General features: G+C 74.5%; 2 protein-coding genes. Both read right to left on the bottom strand.

The window, feature by feature from the left end:
* Window positions 1-640: 640 nt before the first annotated feature.
* Window positions 641-9,148: a non-ribosomal peptide synthetase gene (locus HNQ61_RS05265; protein ID WP_170037627.1), complete on the bottom strand. Its 8,508-nt coding sequence runs from the start codon at window positions 9,146-9,148 to the stop codon at window positions 641-643.
* Window positions 9,149-9,303: 155 nt separating this feature from the next.
* A complete protein-coding gene (locus HNQ61_RS05260) occupies window positions 9,304-22,980 on the bottom strand; it encodes a non-ribosomal peptide synthetase (protein ID WP_170037630.1) in 13,677 nt (4,558 codons plus the stop codon).
* Window positions 22,981-23,360: the final 380 nt, after the last annotated feature.

The raw sequence follows: 23,360 nt of genomic DNA, 5'->3' as shown, positions 1-23,360 counted from the left end.
CGGGCGGGGGGGCCATCTCCGGCGGGAGCCGGGCGTCGGCGCGGGGCATCCGGATGGGGTGCGTCCGGAGGGCCCGCGACGGGTTCAGCACTGCATGTGGCGGCCGCGGGCACCGGCGCTGGCTCAGCGCGGAGGCACTCCATAGCCGGGCCGGACGGCGGGATTCACGTCCGGAGGTGCGTAAAATTGCGTCGTGGAATGAGATGCACACCCGGCCCGCGAAGCGCGCCGCGAACGTTGCTCGCGGCGTACGCGCTCCGGTGGGTGGCTCATCGCAGAAGGGTTGGCCGATTGCCCTAGATGATGCAGGCGCGGCTCTCCGGTGTCAACACTTTCCGTCAAAAATAATTCTAGTTTCCGAAATCCTCACCCTGACCCCTGCGACCTTGGATCAGGCGTTCACTAGAGTGGATGCAGATTGGCGGCTGTTCGCGGGTTTGCTACGCCGATTCTAAACCGCTCCAAATCAGCACTAACATTCAACATACGGACGCATGCGGCCCCGCGGCGTGCGCAGCCGCGCCGTCGCTCGGGATCGTGGGTACGGCCGCGCCCCGGCGCGCGGGGAAGCGGGGACCGGCACCCTCCCGATCCACACTTCCCCGCCCCGGATGGAGCCGCGGTGTTACACGTGATGGCCTTACATGATCTGCAAGCTGCCCGGGTCGCCCGCGCGCCGGGCACTGCGGTCCATGCGGCGCAGCACGGGGCCGGCGGAGGCGGCCGCGTCCGGCGCCAGGCCGTCCACGTGCCGCGCCAGCCCGGCGATGGTGGTATGCTCGAAGTAGGCGCGCAGCGGCACCCGCACGCCCAGAGATTCGCGCACCCGGGCGGCGGCCATGGCCACCAGCAGCGAGTGCGCGCCCAGGTCGAACAGGTCCGCCTCCACGCTCACCCGCGCGCGGCCCAGCACGGCGGACCAGATCTCCGCCAGCGCGGTTTCCGTGGGCGTGCGCGGCTCCACGTGCTCCGCGGAGGCCTCCACCCCGCCCCGCCGGTCCTGCGACAGCGCGCGCCGGTCCACCTTGCCCGCCGGGGTGAGCGGAAGCGCGTCCAGGGGGATGAACAGCGCGGGAACCATGTGCCCGGGAAGCCGGTCGCGCAGCTGCGCGCGCAGGACGGACGGGTCCGGCGCGGCGCCCGCGTCCGCCACCAGATACGCGGCGAGCTGCCGGTCGCCGTCCGCGTCGCGCACCACGACGGCGCAGTCGCGCACGCCGGCGCACGCGCGCAGCGCCGCCTCGATCTCCCCCAGCTCGATGCGGAAGCCGCGCACCTTCACCTGCCCGTCCATGCGCCCCAGGAACTCCAGGGTGCCGTCCGCCGTCCATCGCACGCGGTCGCCGGTGCGGTACATGACCGCGCCGGGGGCGGGGTTGAACGGGTCGGGGGCGAACGCATCGGCCGTGCGGCGCGGGTTGCGGTGGTAACCCGTCCCCACCGCCACTCCGCCGATGCACAGTTCGCCCGGCACGCCCACGGGAACCAGGGCACCCCACGCATCCACCACGTGGCAGTCCAGGTTGGGGAGCGGCGCGCCGATGGACACGGAGCGCGCGTCCTCCGGAAGCGGTGCGTCCAGAATGAGCTGCGTCACGTCATCCGACGCTTCCGTGGGGCCGTACGCGTTGGTCATCCGCAGATGCGGATACGCGCGCAGCCAGGCGTTCACCAGGTCCACCGGCACCTCTTCGCCCGTGGCCATGATCCACCGAAGCTCCGGCAGCGCCCGTTCCTCCTCCGGAAGCGCGGCCAGCCGCTCCAGCAGCGCGCGGAGCACGGCGGGAACCAGTTCCACCAGCGTCACCCGCTCGTCGCGGATCACCCGCAGCAGCGCGTCGGGGTCGGCCACGGTGTCGGGGTCCACGATCACCGTGCGGCCGCCGGTGGCCAGCGGCGCCAGGAACTGCCAGACGGAGATGTCGGAGCTGGCCGGCGCGCTCTGCAGAAAGACGAAGTCCGCCGGTAGCCGCAGCACCTCAAGCTGCCCGAAGATGTGGTTCACCGCGCCGTCGTGCCGCACGATGGCGCCCTTGGGAAGCCCCGTGGAGCCGGACGTGTACAGCATGTACGCCGGGTCCCCGGGATGCGTCCGCCGCCCGTCCGCCCTATCGGCCGAATCCACCGAATCCACCGAATCCACCGAATCCACCGAATCCACCGAATCCACCGAGACCGTCGAATCCACCGAATCGACCGAATCGACCGAATCGACCGAATCGACCGAGGCCACTGAGCTCGGGAGCGCGTCGAAGCGGATGGTGGCGCGCAGGGCGGGCGCGTCCGCGAGGGCGGCGGCGAACTCCGCGGCCACCTCCGTGCGCGTGAGCAGAACGGGGACGCCGCTGTCCGCCAGCATGTGGCGGATGCGGGCCTCCGGGTACGCCGGGTCCAGCGGCACGTACGCGGCGCCCGCGCGGTGCACGGCCAGGATTCCCGCCAGGAAGTCGATCCCCCGCCGGTCCAGAATTCCCACGAAGTCGCCGCGCCCCACGCCCGCCGCGCCGAGGAGGGCGGCCACCTGCTCCGTCCGCCGCGCCAGCTGCGCGTAGGTGACCCGCTCCATACCCGCCACCGCCACGACGGCGTGCGGGGTGGCGGCGGCCTGGTCCGCGAACAGGCGGTCCAGCGTGCGGTGCAGCGGATAGTCGCGCCGCGGGCCCTGGAACCCGGCCCGCAGCTGCTCCGTTTCCGCCTCGTCCAGCAGCGGCAGCGCGGAAAGGGGACGGTTGGGGTTGGCGGCCGCCCCGCGCAGCAGCTGCACCCAGTGGTGCAGCATGCGCTCCGCGGTGGACGCGTCGAACAGGTCGGTGGCGTAGGCCAGCTGCAGCGTCAGCCCCTCCGCCGTGTCGGCCGCGGTGGCCTCCAGGTCAAAGCGGGCCACCGGGCTCCCCGCCAGCAGCGCCCGCGCGGTGGAGGTGGAGCCGCGCCCGCCCTGCTCCATGTCGAACGAAACCTGGTAGAGCGGCGTGATGCTCAGGTCGCGGCGCGGCTGCAGCTCCTCCACCACCCGCTCGAACGGGAGCCGCTGATGCGCGAATGCGTCCAGCGCGGTTGCCCGCACCCGCTTCACCAGCTCCGCAAAGGCGGGGTCGCCCCCCAGCTGCGTGCGCAGGACGAGCGCGTTGACAAAGAAGCCCACCAGCCGCTCCACCTCCAGCCGGTCGCGGCCGGCCACGTGCGTGCCCACCACCACGTCGTCGCCCGCGCCGTAGCGCCACAGCAGCGCCTTGAACGAGGCCAGCAGCGTCATGAAGAGGGTGGCGGACGACTTCTTTCCCACCTTGCGCAGCGCCTCCGTCAGTTCCGCCGGCAGCTGCACGCGGCACACGGCGCCGCGGTAGGTGAGGGCGGCGGGGCGGGCGCGGTCCATCGGCAGGTCCATCACCTGCGGCGCGCCGGCCAGCTGCTCGCGCCAGAACGCCAGGTGCGACTGCAGCACATCCCCCTGCAGCCACCCGCGCTCCCACGCGGAGACGTCCGCGTACTGCACGGGAAGCGGCGCCAGCGGCGGATGCTCGCCGCGCTCGCGGGCGCCGTACAGCGCCGCGACCTCGCCGGCAATCACCCCCATGGACCATCCGTCCGAGACCACGTGGTGCATCACCAGCAGCAGGTGGTCGCCGTCGTCCAGCCGCACCAGCGAGGCGCGCAGCAGCGGCCCCCGGGCCAGGTCGAACGGGCGCATGGCCTCTGCCTGGGCGGCGGCGCGCGCGGCCTCCAGCGGCTGCCCGCGGAAGTCCATCACCGGCAGCGGCACCGGCGCGGGAAGGTGCACCCGCTGCTCGCCGGAGCCGTCCCCGGCGGGAAAGGTGGTGCGCAGCGACTCGTGCCGCGCCACCAGGTCCGCCAGCGCCCCCGCCAGCGTGGGGGCGTGCACGGGCGACGGCAGGGGGAGCAGGTCGAACAGGTTGTAGCCGGGGCTTTCCGGCTCCAGCTGGTGCAGCAGCCACAGCCGCTGCTGCGCAAAGGACAGGGGAATGCGCCCGCCGCGCGGCGCGGGCACCAGCGGCGGGACGGCATCAGCCGCGCCCTGGCCGCGGACGCGCTCGATGGCCGCGGCCAGCCCGGCTACCGTGGGCGCGTCGAACAGCGTCTTGAGGGGGATTTCCGCGCCCAGCACCGCGCGCACGCGGGCCAGCAGCTGCAGCACGGTGAGCGAGTGGCCGCCCAGGTCAAAGAACTTTTCATGCACGCCCATGGGGCCGCGCTTGAGCACCTCGCCCCAGATTTCCGCCAGCGCCGCCTCCACCGGCGAGCGCGGGGGCACGTGCCCGCCGCCCGCGTCGGCGGCGGCGCGCGGCGCGGGAAGCGCCTTGCGGTCCACCTTGCCGCTGGTGGTGCGCGGAAGCTCCGGCAGCAGCACGAACGCGGCGGGAACCATGTACTCCGGCAGGCGCCCGGCCAGGTGCTCGCGCAGCGCCGCGGGCGCGGGTGCGTCGCCCTCCGCCGGCACCACGTACGCCACCAGCGCCTCGCCGCCGGGACCGTCCGTGCGAACCGCGACCACGGCGGTCTGCACGCCGGGGTGCGCCGACAGCAGCGCCTCGATCTCCCCCGGTTCGATGCGCAGGCCGCGCAGCTTTACCTGCTGGTCGGTGCGGCCCAGGAACTCCACCGCGCCGTCGCCGCGTCGCCGCCCCACGTCCCCCGTGCGGTACAGGCGCCCGCCCGGCTCGCCGGAGAAGGGATCGGGGATGAACTTTTCCGCCGTGAGCCCGGCGCGGTTCAGGTAGCCGCGCGCCAGCCCGGGGCCGGAGGCGAACACCTCGCCCGGCACGCCGGCGGGAACGGGCTCCATCCGCCCGTCCAGCAGGTACAGCCGCGTGCCGTTCACCGGCCGGCCGATGGGAAGGAGCGCGCCCGGCTCGTCGCCGCGGTGCTCCCACCCGCTCACGTCGATGGATGCCTCGGTGGGGCCGTACAGGTTGATGACGCGCGCGCCGAACACCTCCGCCGCGCGGCGCGCCACCTCCACCGGAAAGGCCTCGCCGCCGCAGAACAGCAGGCGCAGCGTGGCGCACCGCTCCACCTCCGCCTGGGAAAGCAGCACCTGCAGCATGGAGGGGACGAGCTGCAGCACGGTGACGCCGCGCTCGCGCAGCGCGCGCGCCAGCCACGCCGCGTCCTGGTGCCCGGCCGAGGGCGCCACCACCACCCGCGCCCCGCTCCACAGCGGAAGGAACAGCTCCCAGATGGAGGCGTCGAAGGTGAACGGGGTCTTGAGCAGGACGACGTCCGACGCGTCCAGCGGAAAGTGGTCGTGCGCCCACATCACCCGGTTGCGGATGGAGCGGTGCGCGATCATCACCCCCTTGGGGCGGCCGGTGCTGCCGGAGGTGTAGATGACGTACGCCAGACGCGTCCCGCCCGTCTCCCCTTCCGGCGCGGCGCCCGCGTCCGCGAGGTCCGCCGCCAGCACCCCGGCGTCCAGTTCCAGCACGGGGCCGGCAAAGGGCGGAAGGGCGGCCCGCGCGGCGGGATGGGCCAGCAGCACGCGCGGGCGCGCATCCTCCAGCATGAAGGCCAGGCGGTCCGCCGGATGGGTGGGATCCAGCGGCAGGTACGCGCCCCCGGCCTTGAGCACCGCGAGCAGGGCGACCACCATCTCCGCGGAGCGCTCGCCGCAGATGGCCACCACCGTCTCAGCGCCCACGCCGTGCGCGCGAAGGCGGCGGGCCAGGCGGTTGGCGCAGGCGTCCAGCTCGCCGTACGTCAGCGTGCCGCCCTCCCACTCCAGCGCCACGGCGCCGGGGGTGGCGCGCGCCCGCACCTCGAACGGGGCGTGCAGCCCCTCTTCCCCGGGCGCGCTGCCGCCGGGGGCGTTCCACCGCCGCAGCACCTCTTCGCGCTCGTCCGCGTCCATCAGCGGCACGGCGGACAGGGGGCGCCGCTCATCCTCCAGCATTCCCGCGAGCAGGGCGCGGTAGTGGCGGGCCAGGCGCTCCACGGTGGCGGGCTCAAACAGCTCCGCCGCGTACTCGAACACGCCGCGCACGCCCCCGTCCTCTTCCGCCAGGGTGACGCTGAGGTCGAACATGGCCGCGCCCGCGCCCACCGGGAGCGACGTGACGTTCAGCCCGGCCAGCGCGGGGGGCGCGGCCGGGGCGCCCTGCCAGGTGAACATCACCTGAAACAGAGGCCGATGGTCGCGCTCGCCGCCGGGGACCACGGCGCCCACCACGCGCTCGAACGGCACTTCCTGCCGGGCAAAGGCGTCCAGCACCGCGGTGCGCGCGCGGGCCAGCCACTCGCCGACGGCGGGGTCGCCGGACAGGTCGGCGCGCATGGCCAGCGCGTTGGCGAAGTAGCCGGCGATCCCCTCCATCTCCGGGCGGTCGCGGCCGGAAACGGCGGTGCCCACCACCAGGTCGTCGGTGCGGGCGTAGCGGCCCAGCAGCGCCTGGAACCCGGCCAGCATGAACATGAACGGGGTGATCCCCGCCGCGCGCGCCGCGTGGCGCACGCCTTCCCAGAGCGCCGGATCCAGCACGAAGCGGTGCGCGCCGCCGCGGGCTTCTTCCACCGCGCCCCGCACCCGGTCCGTGGGCAGCTCCAGCCGCGCGGGGGCGCCGGCCAGATGCTCCTTCCACCACGCCAGCTTTTCCTCCAGCACCGCTTCCACCGCGGGCATGCGCTGCCACCGCGCCACGTCGCCGAACTGCAGCGCCGGCTCCGGCAGCGGCGAGGCATCCCCCGCCGCGAACGCCGCGTACAGCGCTTCCAGCTCGCGGTACAGCAGGCCGATGGTGGTGCCGTCACTTACGATGTGGTGGATGCAGAGCGCCAGCAGGTGATCATCCTCCCCCAGCCGCGCCAGCCCGGCGCGGAATAGCGGCCCGCGCGCCAGATCGAACGGGACCTGGACCACGCCGCGCATCCACTCCGCCGCGGTCTCGTCATCCCCGCCGGACAGCTCCGCCACGGGGAGGATGATGGGCTCCGCCGGGAGCACGCGCTGCACCAGCTCGCCCCCGCTTTCCGCGAAGACGGTGCGCAGCGCCTGGTGGCGGCGCACCAACTCGCCGAGCGCGGCGGCGAGGGCGTCCACCGCCAGCGGGCCGGTGAGGCGCAGGGCGCGCGGGATGTTGTATCCGCTGGTTCCGGGGCGCATGCGCTCGTACGTCCACACGCCGCGCTGGCCGTACGTCGCCGGCGCGGCCCCGTCCCCGTCCGCGGGGAGGACGGGGGGAAGCGCGGACGCGGGATCATCCGCGGCGGAGGACTGGATCCACGCGGCCAGTTCCGCCACGCTTCCCGCCTCGAACACGCGCCGCAGCGGCACATCCACCCCCGCCACCTCGCGCATGCGTCCCGCGATGCGCGCGGCCAGCAGCGAGTGCCCGCCCAGCCCCAGAAACTCGTCGTGCACGCCCACGGCGGGAACGCCCAGGACCTCGGCCCAGAGGGCGCACAGGGCGCGCTCCAGCTCCGTGCGCGGCGCGCCGTCCGCCGAGGGAGCCGCGTCGCGGGCGTCGTCCGCCGCGTGCGCGTCCAGTTCGCCGTCCGCCAGCGCGCGGCGCAGTTCGCCCACGCGGATCTTGCCCACCGCCGTGCGCGGCAGCTCGTCCGGGCGCAGAAAGAGGACGTGGGCCACGGGCGCGGCAAAGCGCGAGGCCACGGCGGCGCGCACCCGGCGGCGCAGCGCGGCCCGCTCCGCCGCCTCGGTGACGGAGGCGTGCAGGAAGACGGCGACCGCTTCCTGGTCACGCCCGGGGACGCGCACGACGCAGACGGCGGTGTGCCCGCGCGCCACGCCGTCCACCCCTTCCACTTCCGCCTCCACCTCGCGGCCGTGCAGGTTGAGGCCGTTGATGATGAGCAGGTCGTCGCGGCGCCCGGTGAGCGTCAGCCGCCCGTCGCGCAGAAAGCCGGCGTCGCCGGTGTCCAGCCAGCCGTCGGCGGTAAAGACGCGGGCGTCCAGCTCCGGTGCGCCGGCGTAGCCGGGCATGACCGTTTCTCCCGTCACCTGCACGCGCCCGTCGGCCCCTTCCGGCAGCACGCGCCCGTCCGCATCCACCACGCGAATGCTGATGGCGGGGTACGGCGCGCCGACGGAAAGGAATCCGTCCGTGTGCGCGGCGTCTTCCGGCCGGAAGCCGGCCATGCTGGCGATGGAGCCCGCCTCGGACATGCCGTACGCGGAGCAGAGCACGCCGGCGCCCAGCCCGTGCGGCGCCATGCGCTCCAGAAAGGTGCGCGCCGCCCGCGCCGCCACCGGCTCGGCGGAAAGCGTCACCCGCTCCACCCGGCGGAAGTCCCACCCGGGCTCAGCGGCCCGCGCCAGCACCTCGTTCAGCCGTCCCAGCAGGTAGCCGGTGACGCCGGTGTGCGTGGCGCCGTGCCGGTGCAGCGCGTCCAGAAAGCGCTCCGGCGCCCGCAGCACGCCGCCGGTGTCCAGGTGCACCTGGTCCGCCCCGGCCACCAGAAAGGCGAGGGTGGACATGATTCCCGCGTTGTGGTCCAGCGGATACCAGTTGAGCAGCGTGGCGCGGCGCGAGGCCAGCGCGGCCGAGGTGGCGGCCACCTGGCAGGCGCGGAACAGGTTGTGGTGCGTACGCTGCACCAGCTTGGGCCGCCCCGTGGTCCCCGAACTCAGCAGCACCAGCCCCACGTCCTCCGCTCCCGCGGGGTGCCACGCCCCGTCCGGCGCGTGGGTGGCCGCCTCGTCCGCCGACATGGCGCGGGCGTCCGCGCCCAGCAGCGTCCGGGCGGCGTCGGCGTCCGCGGCCAGCACGCGCGGCTGGTGCAGCGCCTGCCACGCCTCGCGCAGGCGGGCGGCGCCGGGGCCCGCGTCGTCCGGAACGGCGATGGGGACGGCGGCGAATCCGCCCGCCAGGCACGCCCACACCGCGGGGATCACGTCGCGTGCGTCGTCCATCAGCAGCAGCACGGGATCTCCGGGGGCGGCGCCCCAGGCGCGCAGCCCGGCCAGCGTGCGCTGGGCGCGGTCGCGTAGCGCGTCGTAGCCGGTGGCGTGCGCCGCGCCGTCGTCATCCACGCGCACCAGCGTGCCGGTGCGGGGGGCGGCGCCCACGGGGGCGAGCAGGTCCAGAAGCGTGCGCGGTCCGCCCTCCGGCAACGGGAGAACGGGCCCGGTGGCCACGGAGAGTGCTTCGGACGGGGTCCGCATAGCGATGGTATTCAACGTCGTCCCTGTCGGTGTTGGGCTTGGTCGATGGGGGGCCGGATCGGGCCCTGTACGGGTCCAGCGGAGGTGCGGGGCGGGCCGTCGGTCCACGGACGGCTCGCCGGAATCTCATTCGGGGTGCGGCGATGGAGGGCGCGCGGAAGGGCGCCCGCTCACCCTTCGGGGGCGGGCGCGAGGGCGCGGCGCAGCGCGTGCGCCACCCCGCGGACGAGCGGATCGCGAATGATGCTGAAGTGGTCTCCGGCAACGACTTCCACCTGCAGGCGGCCCGCGGTGCACGCGCGCCACCGCTCCGTCTCGGCCTCCACTTCCGCGGCGCGGGCCTCGGCCACGAGGACGAGAACGTCCGCGGTGACGGGGTCCGGGCGGTACGCGGACGCGGCGGCCACGTTGGCGCGGAACACGCGCCACAGCCCGGCGAAGCGGTCCAGCTCCAGGTCCGGTGGGATGGCGTCCGCGCGCAGCGCCGCCCGCCACGCCGCGTGCAGCCGGTCCGTGGGCGCATCCGATGCGTCCGCCGGCACGTCATCCACGCCGAGGTGCCGGACAAAGCCGTCCAGCAGCGATGGATCATCCTCATCCACCGCTGTCGTTATTCTCGCGGGCGCGCGCGCGTCCACCAGGGCGACGAGATCCACCGTCTCCCCCGCGTCCGCCAGCAGGCGCGCCATCTCCAGCGCGACCAGGCCGCCCATGGACCACCCGCCCAGCCGGTACGGTCCGGCGGGGTGCGCCGCGCGGATCTCCGCCACGTATGCCGCCGCCATCTCCCGCACCGTGGCCAGCGGCTCGCCGCCGTCCACGCCGCGCGACTGCAGTGCGTAAAAGGGCTGGTCCGCGTCCAGGTGCCGCGCCAGCGCTGCGTACGCCGCGACGTTGCCGCCCGCCGCGTGCACAAAGAAGAGCGGCGGCGCCGTCCCCGCCGTCCGCAGCGGAACGAGCGATCCGCCCGCCTGCGTCCCCTCGCCGCGGAGGGCGCGTGCCATCCGCTCCACGGTGGGGGCGGCCAGGAGCGCCGCCATGGGCAGGCGGCGGCCCGTCATCCGCTCCGCAACCGCCAGCAGGCGCAGCGCGGCGAGCGAGTGCCCGCCCAGGGCAAAGAAGTCGTCGCGCACGCCCACCGGGCCGGTGCCCAGCACTTCTTGCCACAGCTGCGCCAGTTGCAGCTCCAGCGTGTCGCGCGGCGCCACGTGCTCACCGCCGTCCGCGTCCACCGCATCGGGCGCGGGGAGGGCGCGGCGGTCCAGCTTGCCGTTGGGGGTGAGCGGAAAGCTGTCCATCCACGTAAAGGTGGAGGGCACCATGTACTCCGGCAGCCGCTCCCGCAGCGCCGCGCGCAGGTCGCCCGCGGGGGGCGTGTCCGGTCCGGAACCCACCAGCCAGGCCGCCAGCCGCCGCGCGCTCCCCTCGCCGTGCGCCGCGACCACCGCCTCGCGTACGGTGGGGTGCGCCTCCAGCGCCGCCTGCACCTGCCCGGGCTCGATGCGGTGGCCGCGCACCTTGATCTGCCGGTCCATCCGCCCCAGAAACTCCAGCGCGCCGTCCGGAAGCCAGCGCGCACGGTCGCCGGTGCGGTACATCCGCGCGCCGGGAACGGGGCTGAACGGGTCGGGGACGAAGCGGTCCGCCGTGAGCGCGGCGCGGCCCAGGTATCCGCGCGCCACCATCTGCCCGCCCAGGCACAGTTCGCCGGGCACCCCGGGCGCGGCCGGTGCGCCGGACGCGTCCAGCACCCGCGCCGTCCGTCCCGGCAGCGGCGCGCCGACGGGCACCACGCTCCCCGCGAAGCCGCCGGGCCACTCGTCCGTCACCCGGAACGTCGTCGCGGTGATCACCGTTTCGGTGGGACCGTACGCGTTGCGCAGCACGGCGTCCGACCGGACGGCCGCGTGCCACGCATCCACCGAGGCGGCGGGCATGGCGTCCGCGCCCACCATCATCAGGCGCAGCGCGGGGAGCGCCGCGCCGTCCGCGGAGGCGACGACTTCCATCCAGTACGCGGGGGCCAGGTTGGCGATGGTGATCCCCAGTTCCCGCACGCGGGCGGGCCACTCCGCGGGGCTCCACGGATCGCCGTCCAGCAGCACCGTCGCGGCGCCCGCGGCCAGGGGCAGAAAGAGCTGCTCCACCGCCACGTCGAAGCCGAGCGGCGCAAAGTGGAGGATGCGGTCCGCCGCGCCGATCTCCAGTTCCGCCGCAAAGGCCGCCACGTGCGCCGCCGCCGCGCCGTGCTCCACCACGACTCCCTTGGGCGTCCCGGTAGATCCGGAGGTGTAGATGACATACGCCGCCGCCCGCGGATCCGCCGCGTCCACGCCATCCGCCGAATCACCACGGAGCGCATCGGTCGATGCGATTACGTTGATCGAGTCGACCGCATCAACCACATCGATCGAACCGGGCTGATCTTCTCCATCGATCGAATCGACCGAATCGACCGAATCGACCGAATCGACCAGATCCACTGGATCGACCGAATCCTCGCTGAGCGCATCGGCCACGTTCACCGTGGAGATGCCAGGCGCGGCAACCGCCTCGCCCGCGCCGTCCGTGAGGAGCAGGCGCACGCCCGCGTCGGCCAGGATGAACGACGTGTGCGCGGCGGGGTGCGCGGGGTCCAGCGGCACCACGGCGCCGCCGGCGCGCAGCACGCCCAGCCAAGCGATGGCCCACTCCGGCGAGCGCGCGCAGCGGATGGCCACGCGCGTTTCCAGCCCCACGCCTCGCCGGCGCAGCGCCGCGGCCAGCCGCGCCGAATCGCGGTCCAGCTCCGCAAAGGTGAGCGTGCGTCCTCCCTGCTCCACCGCCACCGCGTGCGGCGCCATCGCGGCCCGGGCGGCCACCAGCCCGTGCAGCGTCCCAGCCTCCGCCACGCGGGGCGACGGCGCGGTGCTCCATCCCTCCACCGTCGCGCGCTCCCCGTCCGACAGCAGATCGCGCGCATCCGCGCGGCCGTCCGGGTTCTCCGCGATCGCGCGCAGGGCGGCCAGGTAGCGGTCGTGGACGGCGTCCGCTTCCGCGTCGGTGTAGCGGGCGGCGTCGTACTCCATCGACATCAGCAGGCCCGCGTCCGCCGCCTCGAACGAGACGCCGAAGGGGAAATTGGTCCCCCCCACGCCGCTGAGGCGGGCGCCCGCGCTGGACTCGCGCTCCATGCGCGGAACGCCGTCCGCCTGCTGCGCGTTGTGAAAGTGGATGAAGTTGAAGAGCGATTCCACCGGCGGCCGGCCGCCGTTCATCCGCTGAAGCGCGGCCAGCGGAAAGCGGCGGAACGGGAGGACGGCGTGCTCCCACGCCAGCGCGCGGCGCGCGAGATCCATCCAGCTCCCGCCCTGAATGCGCACGCGGCAGGGGACGGTGTTCAGGAACAGCCCCAGCGCCCGCTCCGCGCCCTCGCCCTCGGGACGCCCGTTCACCACCACGCCGGTGGTGACGTCGTCCGTGCCCGCGGAGGCGGCCAGCACGCGCAGATGCGCGGCCAGCAGCAGGCTCTTGAGCGGCAGTCCGTCGCGCCGGGCCAAGGCGGTGAGCGCGGCCGATACCTCCGACGGGACGGCGCCGCGGCGCAGGCGGGGCCCCTCACCGCGCGCGGTGCTCAGCGCGGCGGGAAGGGTGGGTTCCGCGTCTTCCAGTTCGCGCGCCCAGAAGGCGTTCGCCTCCACGGATTCGGACACGTCGCGCTCCAGCGCCGCGAACGCGGGAAGGACGGATGCCGGCGCGGGCGAATCCACCGGCGCCCCGGCGTACAGGGCGAGCAGTTCGGACAGCAGCCCGGCCACGCTCCACCCGTCCAGAATGGCGTGATGCTCCGCGAATCCCAGGCGGAACCCGTCCGCCCCCAGCGTGTGGACGTGAAAGCGGATCAGCGGCGCCGTCCGTCCATCGAACGCGCGCGCCCGTTCCGCCGCGAACCAGGCGCGCAGCACGGCACCGCGCGCTTCCTCCGCCACGCCGTCCAGCGCGGTGACCACCAGCGGCGGCTCCACGTGCGCATGGACCAGCTGCAGCGGCTCGGAATAGCCGGCGAGGTCGAACGCCGTCCGCAGCACGGGGTGCCGGGCCCACAGCACCGCCAGCGCCGCGCGCATCCGCCCTTCATCGAACGGGGCATGGACGCGGTACGCCTGCACGTTGTGATAAACGGCGTGGTCCGGCCGCTCCGCCGCGTGGTACAGCATCCCAAGCTGCAGGCGCGTCATGGGATACGCGTCCGCCACCCCGTCCGGCACCCGCGCGCGGTCCTCCGGGCGGATCAGCGAGAAGGGCGCGGGGCCCTCGTCCGCCTCACCCTCCTCCCCGGACACGACCGGCCCGATGGCCGCCGCCAGCTCCGCGATCGTCTGGTGGCGGAAGAGGTCCGCCAGCGAAAAGGCGACGCCGCGCCCCCGGGCCGCGGCCAGCAGCTGGATGGCGCGCATGGAATCGCCCCCCAGCGCGAAGTAGTTGTCCGCCGCACCCACGCGCTCCAGCCCCAGCGTCTGCGCCCACGCATCCGCCAGCGCCTGCTGCACCGGCCCGGCCGGCGGCACGTATTCCGCCGCGGCGAGCTCCGCGGCGTCCGGCGCGGGAAGGGCGCGGCGGTCCACCTTGCCGTGTGGCGTAAGGGGTATGGCGTCCAGCGCCACGAACGCCGCGGGCACCATGTAGTCCGGCAGCCGCGCCGACAGCGCGGCCCGCAGCGCCTCGGGCGACACGTCCGCATCCGCCGCGGCGGGAACCACGTACGCCACCAGCCGGCGGACGCCGGGCTCGTCCTCGCGCGCCAGCACCACGGCCTCGCGCACGGACGCCTGCGCCGCCAGCGCGGACTCGATCTCCCCCGGTTCGATGCGGAAGCCGCGGATCTTTACCTGCATGTCGGCGCGGCCCAGGTACTCCACGTCGCCATCCGCGCGGCCGCGGGCGCGGTCGCCGGAGCGGTACATGCGCGCCCCCGGCACCCCCGCGAACGGGTCGGGGACAAAGCGCTCGGCGGTGAGCGCCGGCCGCCCCAGGTAGCCGCGCGCCGACCCCGCCCCGCCCACATAGATCTCGCCCGGCACACCCGCGGGCACCGGCTCCATTCCGCCATCCAGCAGATAGACGCCCAGGTCCGGAATGGGCTCGCCGATCACGCTGCCGGCGCCCTCCGCGTCCGCACGGCGCAGCACGCGAAAGGTGACGTGCACCGTGGTTTCGGTGATGCCGTACATGTTCACCAGCGCCGGCTTTTGGTCGCCGTGCCGGTCGTACCAGGGCAGCAGCGACGCGGGCTCCAGCGCCTCGCCGCCGAACACCACCCACCGCAGCGACAGCGCCTCGTCCGCCTCCCCGTCCGCGTGCACCAGCTGGCGGAAGGCGGAAGGCGTCTGGTTGAGCACCGTCACCCGCTCGCGGGCAAGCAGCGCGCGGAACGCCGCCGGATCGCGGCTGACGGCAAAGGGAACGACTACCAGGCGGCCGCCGTACAGCAGCGCCCCCCAGATCTCCCACACGGAAAAGTCGAACGCGTACGAGTGGAACAGCGTCCACGCGTCGTCCGCGCCAAAGCCGAACCATGCGTCCGTGGCGTCGAACAGGCGCAGCACGTTGGCGTGGGTCACCACGACGCCCTTGGGACGGCCGGTGCTGCCGGAGGTGTAGATGACGTACGCCGCGTTCAGGGGATGGACGTCCGCGGCGGCCTCTTCCTCGTCCGCGCCGTCGTCCGCCAGCAGGTCGTTCAGCAGGAGGATGGGGGCGGATGATTCCGCCACGGCGCCGCGCGTCGCCTCCGCCGCGATCACCACCGACACGCCGGAATCCGCCACCAGCCACGCGATGCGGTCCGCGGGATAGGCGGGGTCGATGGGGACGTACGCGCCCCCGGCCCCCAGCACGCCCAGGATGGCGGCGGCGATGGCGGGCGTGCGCTCCAGGCACAGCCCCACGCGCACCTCCGGGCCCACGCCCAGCGCGCGCAGCCGGCGCGACACGCGGCGGCTGCGCGCGTCCAGCTCCCCGTACGTCCACATCTCCCCCGCGCCGGTGACGGCGACGGCGTCCGGCGTCATGCGGGCCCGGGCCTGAAAGCGGCCATGCAGGCTCCCCGCCGCCGCGAACTCCCGGCGCAGGCGCCACGATCCCACCCGCGCCGCCCGCTCCGGCGCGTCCATCAGCGCCAGCGCGGAAAGCGGACGGTTCGCCCCGTCCGCCACCTGCTCCAGCACGCGCCGCAGCTGCGCCGCCAGCCGCGCCGCCGTGGCGTGGTCAAACAGGTCCGCCGCGTAGGCAAGCGACCCGCGCACCCCGTCCGGCCCTTCTTGCAGGCTCAGCGACAGGTCGTACTTGGCCGTCCCCGCGCCCGCGTCCACCGCGCTCACCTCCAGCCCAGGGATCGGCGCGGAGTCCGCACCGGCGGTCTGCAGCGCCAGCGTGACCTGAAAGAGCGGCGCGTGGCGCAGGGTGCGGCCCGGGCGCAGCTCCGCCACCAGCCGGTCGAACGGAACGGACTGGTGCTCGAACGCGCCCAGGCTGGCCTCGCGGACGCGACGCACCAGCTCGCCGAACGTCGGGTCGCCGCCCAGCCAGGTGCGCAGCGGGAGCGTGTTCACGAAGTAGCCGATCAGCCCCTCCACCTCCGCCCGGGTGCGCCCCGCCAGCGGCGTTCCCACCACCACGTCGTCCGTGTCCGCGTGGCGGCCCAGCACCAGCTGCCAGGCCGCCATCAGCACCATGAACAGCGTGGCGCCCTCCTCCCGCGCCGTCCGCCGCAGCCGCTCCGCCAGTTCCGCCGGCAGCTCCACCGGCACCGCGCCGCCGCGGTACGAGGGCGCGGCGGGGCGCGGCCGGTCCGTGGGCAGCGCCAGCAGCTCCGGCGCGCCGCGCAGCGCCTCCTTCCAGTGCGCCACCTGCCCGGCGAGCGTTTCCCCGCGCAGGTGCGCGCGCTCCCACGCGGCGTGGTCGGCGTACTGCACCGGCGGCTCCGCCAGCGGCGACGGGCGCCCTTCGCGGAACGCGGCGTACAGCGCGGCCACTTCGCGGCGCAGCAGGTCCACGCTCCATCCGTCCGCCACCACGTGGTGCGTGCACATCAGCAGCAGGTGCTCGTCCTCACCGAGACGCAGCAGGGTGGCGCGGAACAGCGGCCCGGCGGCCAGGTCGAACGGCCGCGCCGCCTCCGCCGCGGCAAGAAGATCCGCTTCCACGCGCCGGGCCTCGTCATCCGCCCCCGCTACCTCATCCACCGCCAGCGCGAAGCCGTGGAACGGAGCGATGACCTGCACCGGCGCGCCGTCCACCTCGGCGAAGGTGGTGCGCAGCGCCTCGTGCCGCCGCAGCACCTCGCCCAGCGCGCGCTCCAGGGCCGGCACGTCCAGCGCACCGGCAAGGCGCAGAAAGACGGGGACGTTGTACGCCGCGCCCTGCTCCGCCAGGCGATGGAGGAACCACAGCCCCTCCTGCGCAAAGGAGAGCGGCGGCGGCACGGCTCGATCGACGGGGACGACGGGCGGGGGCGCGGGCTGGCCGGCGCGGCGCAGTTCCTCTACCCGCTCCGCCAGCCCGGCCAGGGTGGGCGCCTCGAACAGGGCGCGCACCGGCAGCTCCACCCCGAACGCGTCGCGCACGCGGGCGGCCACCCGCGTGGCCAGCAGCGAGTGCCCGCCCAGGTCAAAGAAGCTTTCGCGCACGCCCACGCGATCCAGCCGCAGCACCGCGGCCCAGATCCCCGCCAGCACCTCTTCCACCGGGGTGCGCGGCGCGGCGTACGCCTCCGCCGCGGGCCCGAACACCGGCGCGGGAAGCGCGCGGCGGTTCAGCTTTCCATTGGCCGTCACCGGGAGTTCCGGCAGCGCCACGAAGGCGGAGGGCACCATGTGCTCCGGAAGGCTCTGCCGCAGGTGCGCCCGCAGCGCCTCCGCCTCCGCGTCGCCCACGACGTACGCCACCAGCCGCAGCTCGCCGCCGTCCTCGCGCGCCACGACGGCGCAGGCACGCACGTCCGGGTGGCGGCGCAGCACGGCGTCAATCTCCCCCAGCTCCACGCGAAAGCCGCGCAGCTTGATCTGGTCGTCCAGCCGGCCCAGGTACTCCAGCGCGCCGTCCGCCCGCCAGCGGGCCTTGTCGCCCGTGCGGTACAGCCGCGCGCCGGGGATGGGGGAAAGCGGATCGGGGACGAACTTTTCCGCCGTGAGCGCGGCGCGGTTGGCGTAGCCGCGCGCCACCTGCACCCCGCCGATGTACAGCTCGCCGGGCACGCCGACGGGGAGCGGGTTCATCCCCCCGTCCAGCACGTACAGCTGCGTGTTCCACACCGGCCGGCCGATGGGCACGCCGTCCGCACCCGGCGCGCAGGGCCAGAAGCTCACGTCCACCGCGGCCTCGGTGGGGCCGTACAGGTTGTGCAGTTCCACCGTGCGCGGCAGGCGCTCCAGGAACCGCTCCGCCAGCGCGGGGGGAAGCGCCTCGCCGCTGCACAGCACCCGGCGCAGGCAGGCGGGCGCCGCGCCGTCATCCAGCGCCTCCACGAAGGTCTGCAGCATGGAGGGAACGAAGTGCAGCGTCGTCACCCCTTCCGCCGCGATCACCTCGCGCAGATACGCCGGGTCGCGGTGCCCGTCCGGCCGCGCCACGGCCAGGCACGCGCCCTCGCGCAGCGGCCAGAAGAACTCCCACACGGACACGTCAAAGGAGAACGGCGTCTTCTGCAGAACCACATCGTCCGCACTCAACCCGTACTCCGCCTGCATCCACGCCAGCCGGTTCACCACCCCGCCGTGCGCGTTCATCACTCCCTTGGGCCGCCCCGTGGAGCCGGACGTGTAGATGACGTACGCCAGGTTCGCGGGGGTCAGCGCCACGCGCGGCCGGCCGGATGGAGCGGCGTCGATCTCCGCCCGCGCCCCATCCACCTCCAGCACCTCCACACCGTCCGCCGGAATGAGGCCGCGCAGAGAGGACTGCGAGAGGAGAAGGGCGACGCCGGAATCCGCCAGCATGAACGCCAGGCGCTCCGCGGGATAGGCGGGATCCAGCGGCACGTACGCGCCCCCCGCCTTGAGGATGGCGAGCAGGGAGACGACCATCTCCACCCCGCGCTCCATGCAGACGCCCACCCGCACCTCCGGCCCCACGCCGCGCGCGGCCAGCACGCCGGCCAGGCGGTTGGCCTGCTCGTCCACCTCGCGGTAGGTGGGCGTCGCACCCTCGAAGCGCAGCGCGGGCGCGTCCGGCGTGAGTTCCGCCCACTGCTCAAAGGGGTGATGGATGAGCTCCCGCGCGTCCATCTCCCGCGCCTCGCCAACCCACGCGCGCGACGACTCCGCGGCCTCGGCGTCGTCCATCAGCGCCAGCCGGAAGAGGGGGAGACCGGCGTCATCCGCCACCTGGCGCAGCACGCGGTCCAGGTGCCCCGCCATGCGCCGGATGGTGTCGCGCCCGAACAGGTCGGTGCTGTAGATGAAGCCGCCGCGCAGCCCGCCGTCCGCCGGCTCCAGGGAGAGGGACAGGTCGAACTTGGCGGTGCCGCTGTGCGTTTCCACCACGGTGGCGCGCACGCCGGGAAGGCGCAGGTCCGCCGTGGACGCGTCCTGCAGCACCAGGTTCACCTGCACCAGCGGCGCGTGGCCCAGCGTGCGTCCGGGGCGCAGCTCCGCCACCAGCCGCTCGAACGGCACCTCCTGGTGGTCGAACGCGCCCAGGGTCACGCCCCGCACCCGCCGCAGCAGCTCCGCAAAGGCGGGATCGCCGGACAGGTCCGTGCGCAGCGGAAGCGTGTTGACGAAGAAGCCGGCGACCTCCTCCACCTCCCTGCGCGTCCGCCCCGCCACGGGGCTCCCCACCACGACGTCGTCCGTCCCCGCGTACCGCGCCAGCAGCGTTTGAAAGGCGGCCAGCAGCACCATGTACAGCGTGGCGCCCTCCCGCCCGGCCAGCGCCCGCAGCCGCTCCAGCAGCGCGGGATCCACAGTGGTGCGCTCGTACGCGCCGCCGTGGGAGCGCACGGCGGGGCGCGGGTGGTCCGTGGGCAGCTCCAGCAGCTCGGGCGCGCCCGCCAGCCGGCCGCGCCACCACGCCAGCGACGGTTCCAAAGCCGGACCATCCAGCACCGCGCGGTGCCAGACGGCGAAATCCGCGTACTGCACCGGCGGAACGGCCAGCGCGGGGTCTTCCCCCGCGGCGTAGGCGGTGTAGAGCGTGGCCAGTTCGCCAAAGAGCACGCCCAGGCTCCACCCGTCCGTGACCGCGTGGTGCATGCAGATCAGCAGCAGGTGATCGTCCGCCGCCAGCCGCAGCAGCGCCGCGCGAAAGAGCGGGCCCGCGGCCAGATCGAACGGCCGCGCCGCGTCCTCCGCTGTCCGCCGGACGGCGATCTGTTCGCGCTCCTCCTGCGGCAGCTCCGACAGCTCCTCCAGCGCCAGCGCGAACCCGCCGAACGGGAGAATGACCTGCGCCGGCTCGCCGTCCTCGTCCCGGAACACGGTGCGCAGCGCCTCGTGCCGGGCCACCAGCCCGCCGAGCGCTCGCTCCAGCGCCGCCACGTCCAGCGGCCCCGACAGGCGCCGGGCGACGGGGACGTTGTACAGCGCGCTCGGCCCTTCCAGCCGGTCCAGAAACCAGAGCCGCTCCTGCGCAAAGGACAGCGGGAGCGCCGCGTCGCGCGCCACCGGCACCAGCGGGGGAAGCACGGGCGCCGACGCGCGGCGGGCTTCCTCCACCCGCGCGGCCAGGGCGGACACCGTGGGCGCATCAAAGAGCGCGCGGACGGGCAGCTCCACCCCCAGCAGCTCCCGCACGCGCGACAGCACGCGCATTCCCAGCAGCGAGTGGCCGCCCAGTTCAAAGAAGCGGTCCTCCACCCCCACGCGGTCCACCCGCAGCACCCCCGCCCATATCGCGGCCAGCACCTCTTCCACCGGGGTGCGCGGCGCCACCGTCCGCGCGGCCACCGCGGCGAACGCGGGCGCGGGAAGGGCGCGGCGGTCCACCTTGCCGTTGGCGTTCAGCGGCAGCCGCTCCACCCGCACGAAGGCGGCGGGAACCATGTACTCCGGCAGCTGGGACCGCAGCGCCGCGCGCAGGGCGCCGAAGTCCGCCCCGCCCACCACGTACACCGCCAGCCGCCGGTCCCCCGGCGCGGCCTCGCGCACGGCCACCACGCACTCCGCCACGCCGGGCAGCGCGCGCAGGGCAGACTCCACCTCGCCCGTCTCAATGCGCAGCCCGCGGATCTTTACCTGCCCGTCGCGCCGCCCCAGGAACTCCACGGCGCCGTCCTCACGCCAGCGCGCGCGGTCGCCGGTGCGGTACATGCGCGCGCCGGGCACGCCGGAAAACGGGTCGGGAAGAAAGCGTTCGGCGGTGGCGCCGGGGCGGGCCACGTAGCCGCGCGCCACGCCCAGCCCGCCCGCGTACAGCTCGCCCGCCACGCCCACGGGCACGGGGCGCATTGCGTCGTCCAGCAGGTAGACGCGGGTTCCGTGGATGGGGGTGCCGATGGGAATGGGCCCGCCGGTCCACGCGGCGGGAACCGTGTGGCAGCAGGTGAACGTGGTGTTCTCCGTGGGCCCGTATCCGTTGATGAGACGCAGCCCGGGAAAGCGCGCCCGGATCCGCGCCGCCTGCGCCTGGGGGACGACGTCGCCTCCGGTCAGCAGCTGCCGCACGCCGGCGAACGCCTCCAGCTGTTCATCCACCATCGCCTGAAACAGCCCGGCCGTAAGCCAGAGCGTGGTCACAGAGTGATGGACGATGGTGCGCGCCAGCTCTTCCAGCGACGGCGTTCCCGCCGGGGCCAGCACCAGCCGGGCGCCGGTCAGCAGCGCGCCCCACACCTCCAGGGTGGAGGCGTCGAACGAGGCGGGCGCGGCGTGCAGCACCGTTTCCGCGGGGGAGAGGGCCACGTAGTCGGCGCCGCGCACCAGCCGCACCACGGCCTCGTGCTCCACCGCCACGCCCTTGGGGGTGCCCGTGCTCCCGGAGGTGTACATCACGTACGCCATCGCCCGAGGCGCGGCGGCCTCGGCCAGGGGCGCGGCCCCTTCCCCCGCGGCCTGCGCCCACCCGGCGTCCGCCGCCAGCACCGGCGGCCCGTCCTGCGGCAGCCGGCCCGCGGCCGCCGCGTCGCACAGCACCAGCGACACGCCCGCGTCGCGCAGCACGAATGCCAGGCGCTCCGCCGGGTTGTGCGCGTCCAGCGGCACGTACGCCGCCCCCGCCCGCAGGATGGCGGCAAGGGCGACGACCATCTCCGGCGAGCGTTCCATGCACACGCCCACCCGCGACTCCAGCCCCACGCCCCGCGCGCGGAGCAGGCGGGCCAGCTGCGTGGCGCGCCGGTCCACTTCGCCAAAGGTGAGCGTCCGTTCCCCATCCACCACGGCCACGGCGTCCGGCGTGCGCTCCGCCTGGGCGTGCAGCAGCGCATGAATCGTCGTGTCTCCCGCCGGAGCGATGGGCGGATTCATCCCGTGGACCAGACGACGCCGCTCCGCGGGAGACAGGATGCCGACGCGTTCCAGCGGCTGCGATGCGTCTTCGGCAAAGGCCAGCAGGATGCGCGACAGGTGTTCCTCCATGCGCAGCACCGCCGCGCGGGGGAAGCGGGCGGGATCGTGCACCACCTCCACCGAGATGCGGTCGCCCCCGTGCGCCACCACCGCCAGCGGGTACCCGGTCCACTGCAGCAGGTCAAACCCGCGGCGCCACCATCCCCCGCCCTGCCGGTGCAGCCCTTCCTGCGCCGTTTCCGTCTCAAAGCCGAACACGGATTGAAAGAGCGCCGCGCCCCCCGTGGCCCCGCGCCACTCCTGGATGCGCGCCAGGTGCGTGCGCTCGTGCGGCCGCATGCGCACCCAGCGGGCGCGCACCTCGTCCAGGTAGTCGCGCACGGCGCGCGCGGGCTCCAGCCGCACGCGTACCGGGACGGTGTTGGTCAGCAGCCCGACGACCTCCTCCGACCCCGCGAACCCGCCCCGGCGGCACATGCGCGTGGCCCCGAACGCCACGTCGTCATCCCCAGTGTAGCGCGACACCAGCAGCGCCCAGGCGCCCTGCAGCACCGTGTTGAGCGTCACTTCCTCGCGCTGGGCCAGCAGGCGAAGGCCGCGCGCCAGCCCGTCCGGCAGCTCAAAGCGGTGCGTCTCGCGCTCCGTTCCCGCCGCGGGCCCGCCCTCCGGCACCAGCTCGTTGGGCGCGCCGAACCCCGCCAGCTCCTCCGTCCAGAAGGCGCGGGCGTCCGCCGGCTCCGCCGCGCCGGCCCAGCGCACGTACTCGCCGAACGACGGACGCGCGGCGGGCGCAAACTCCCGCCCGTCGCGCGCCGCCTCATAGTCGTCAAACACCTCGCGCAGCAGGATTCGCCGCGAGCGCCCATCGATGAGCGCGTGGTGCGACGTCCACACCAGCGTGTACGCCTCGTCCTCCGTGCGGAACAGGGCAAAGCGGGAAAGCGGCGCCTGGTCCGGCGCGAATCCGGCCGCGCGGTCCTCGCGCAGAAAGGCGTCCAGCGAGGCGGCCTGCGCGTCGTCGTCCAGGGCGCGCCAGTCGTGCGCGGTCCACGGCACCTCCGCCGCGGCGTGCACCACCTGCAGCGGCTCCGGATCGGCGTCGGGGTGAAACGAGCTGCGCAGCACCGCGTGGCGCGCCGAAAGCCGCTCCCACGCGGCGCGGAACGCCGCCTCGTCCAGCGGCTCGCGCAGGGTGCACAGGTACTGCTGCACGTAGGTGCCCGGCTCCCGCCGCCCGCTCATCAGCATGGCCTGCTGCATGGGGGTCAGCGGCCAGGCGTCTTCCGCGCCGCCGCCGCGCCCGCCCACCACCTGCATGCCGGCCGGAAGGCGGACGGCCCCGCTCCAGGAAAGGTTGCTCATCGGTCCGGATCGTCCCTGTCGTCTGGCGGAAGGTGCGCCTTCCGGTCGCAACACAACTTCGGTGATCGCCGGTTCCTGCGTGGCTGCCAGGAGTCCGCGGTACGGATCAATCCCCCCGCGAGCCCGGGATTTCCGGGGATCGCGGCGGTCCGGCGTGCTTCGGTGCGGCGGTGTACGGTCGTCCCCGGCGGGGATGGCCGCACAACCGTCAAATACTTGCGGAATAAGAGAGTAGGACAGGCGCCATCAATCCCGCGCCGTCCGGAAACGATCCGGAGGGTGGTGGATGGACAGGTCCGCGGCGGGCCTTCTGCCGGTCCGGCGCGCGCACCCCGGGAGGGATGCGCGGCGGAATGCTCCGCGTGCCGGGGGCGTTGCGG

The organism is Longimicrobium terrae (assembly GCF_014202995.1).
Taxonomy (GTDB): domain Bacteria; phylum Gemmatimonadota; class Gemmatimonadetes; order Longimicrobiales; family Longimicrobiaceae; genus Longimicrobium; species Longimicrobium terrae.
Note: the sequence above shows the minus strand (reverse complement) of the source record. Positions and strands in the feature narration are given on the sequence as shown.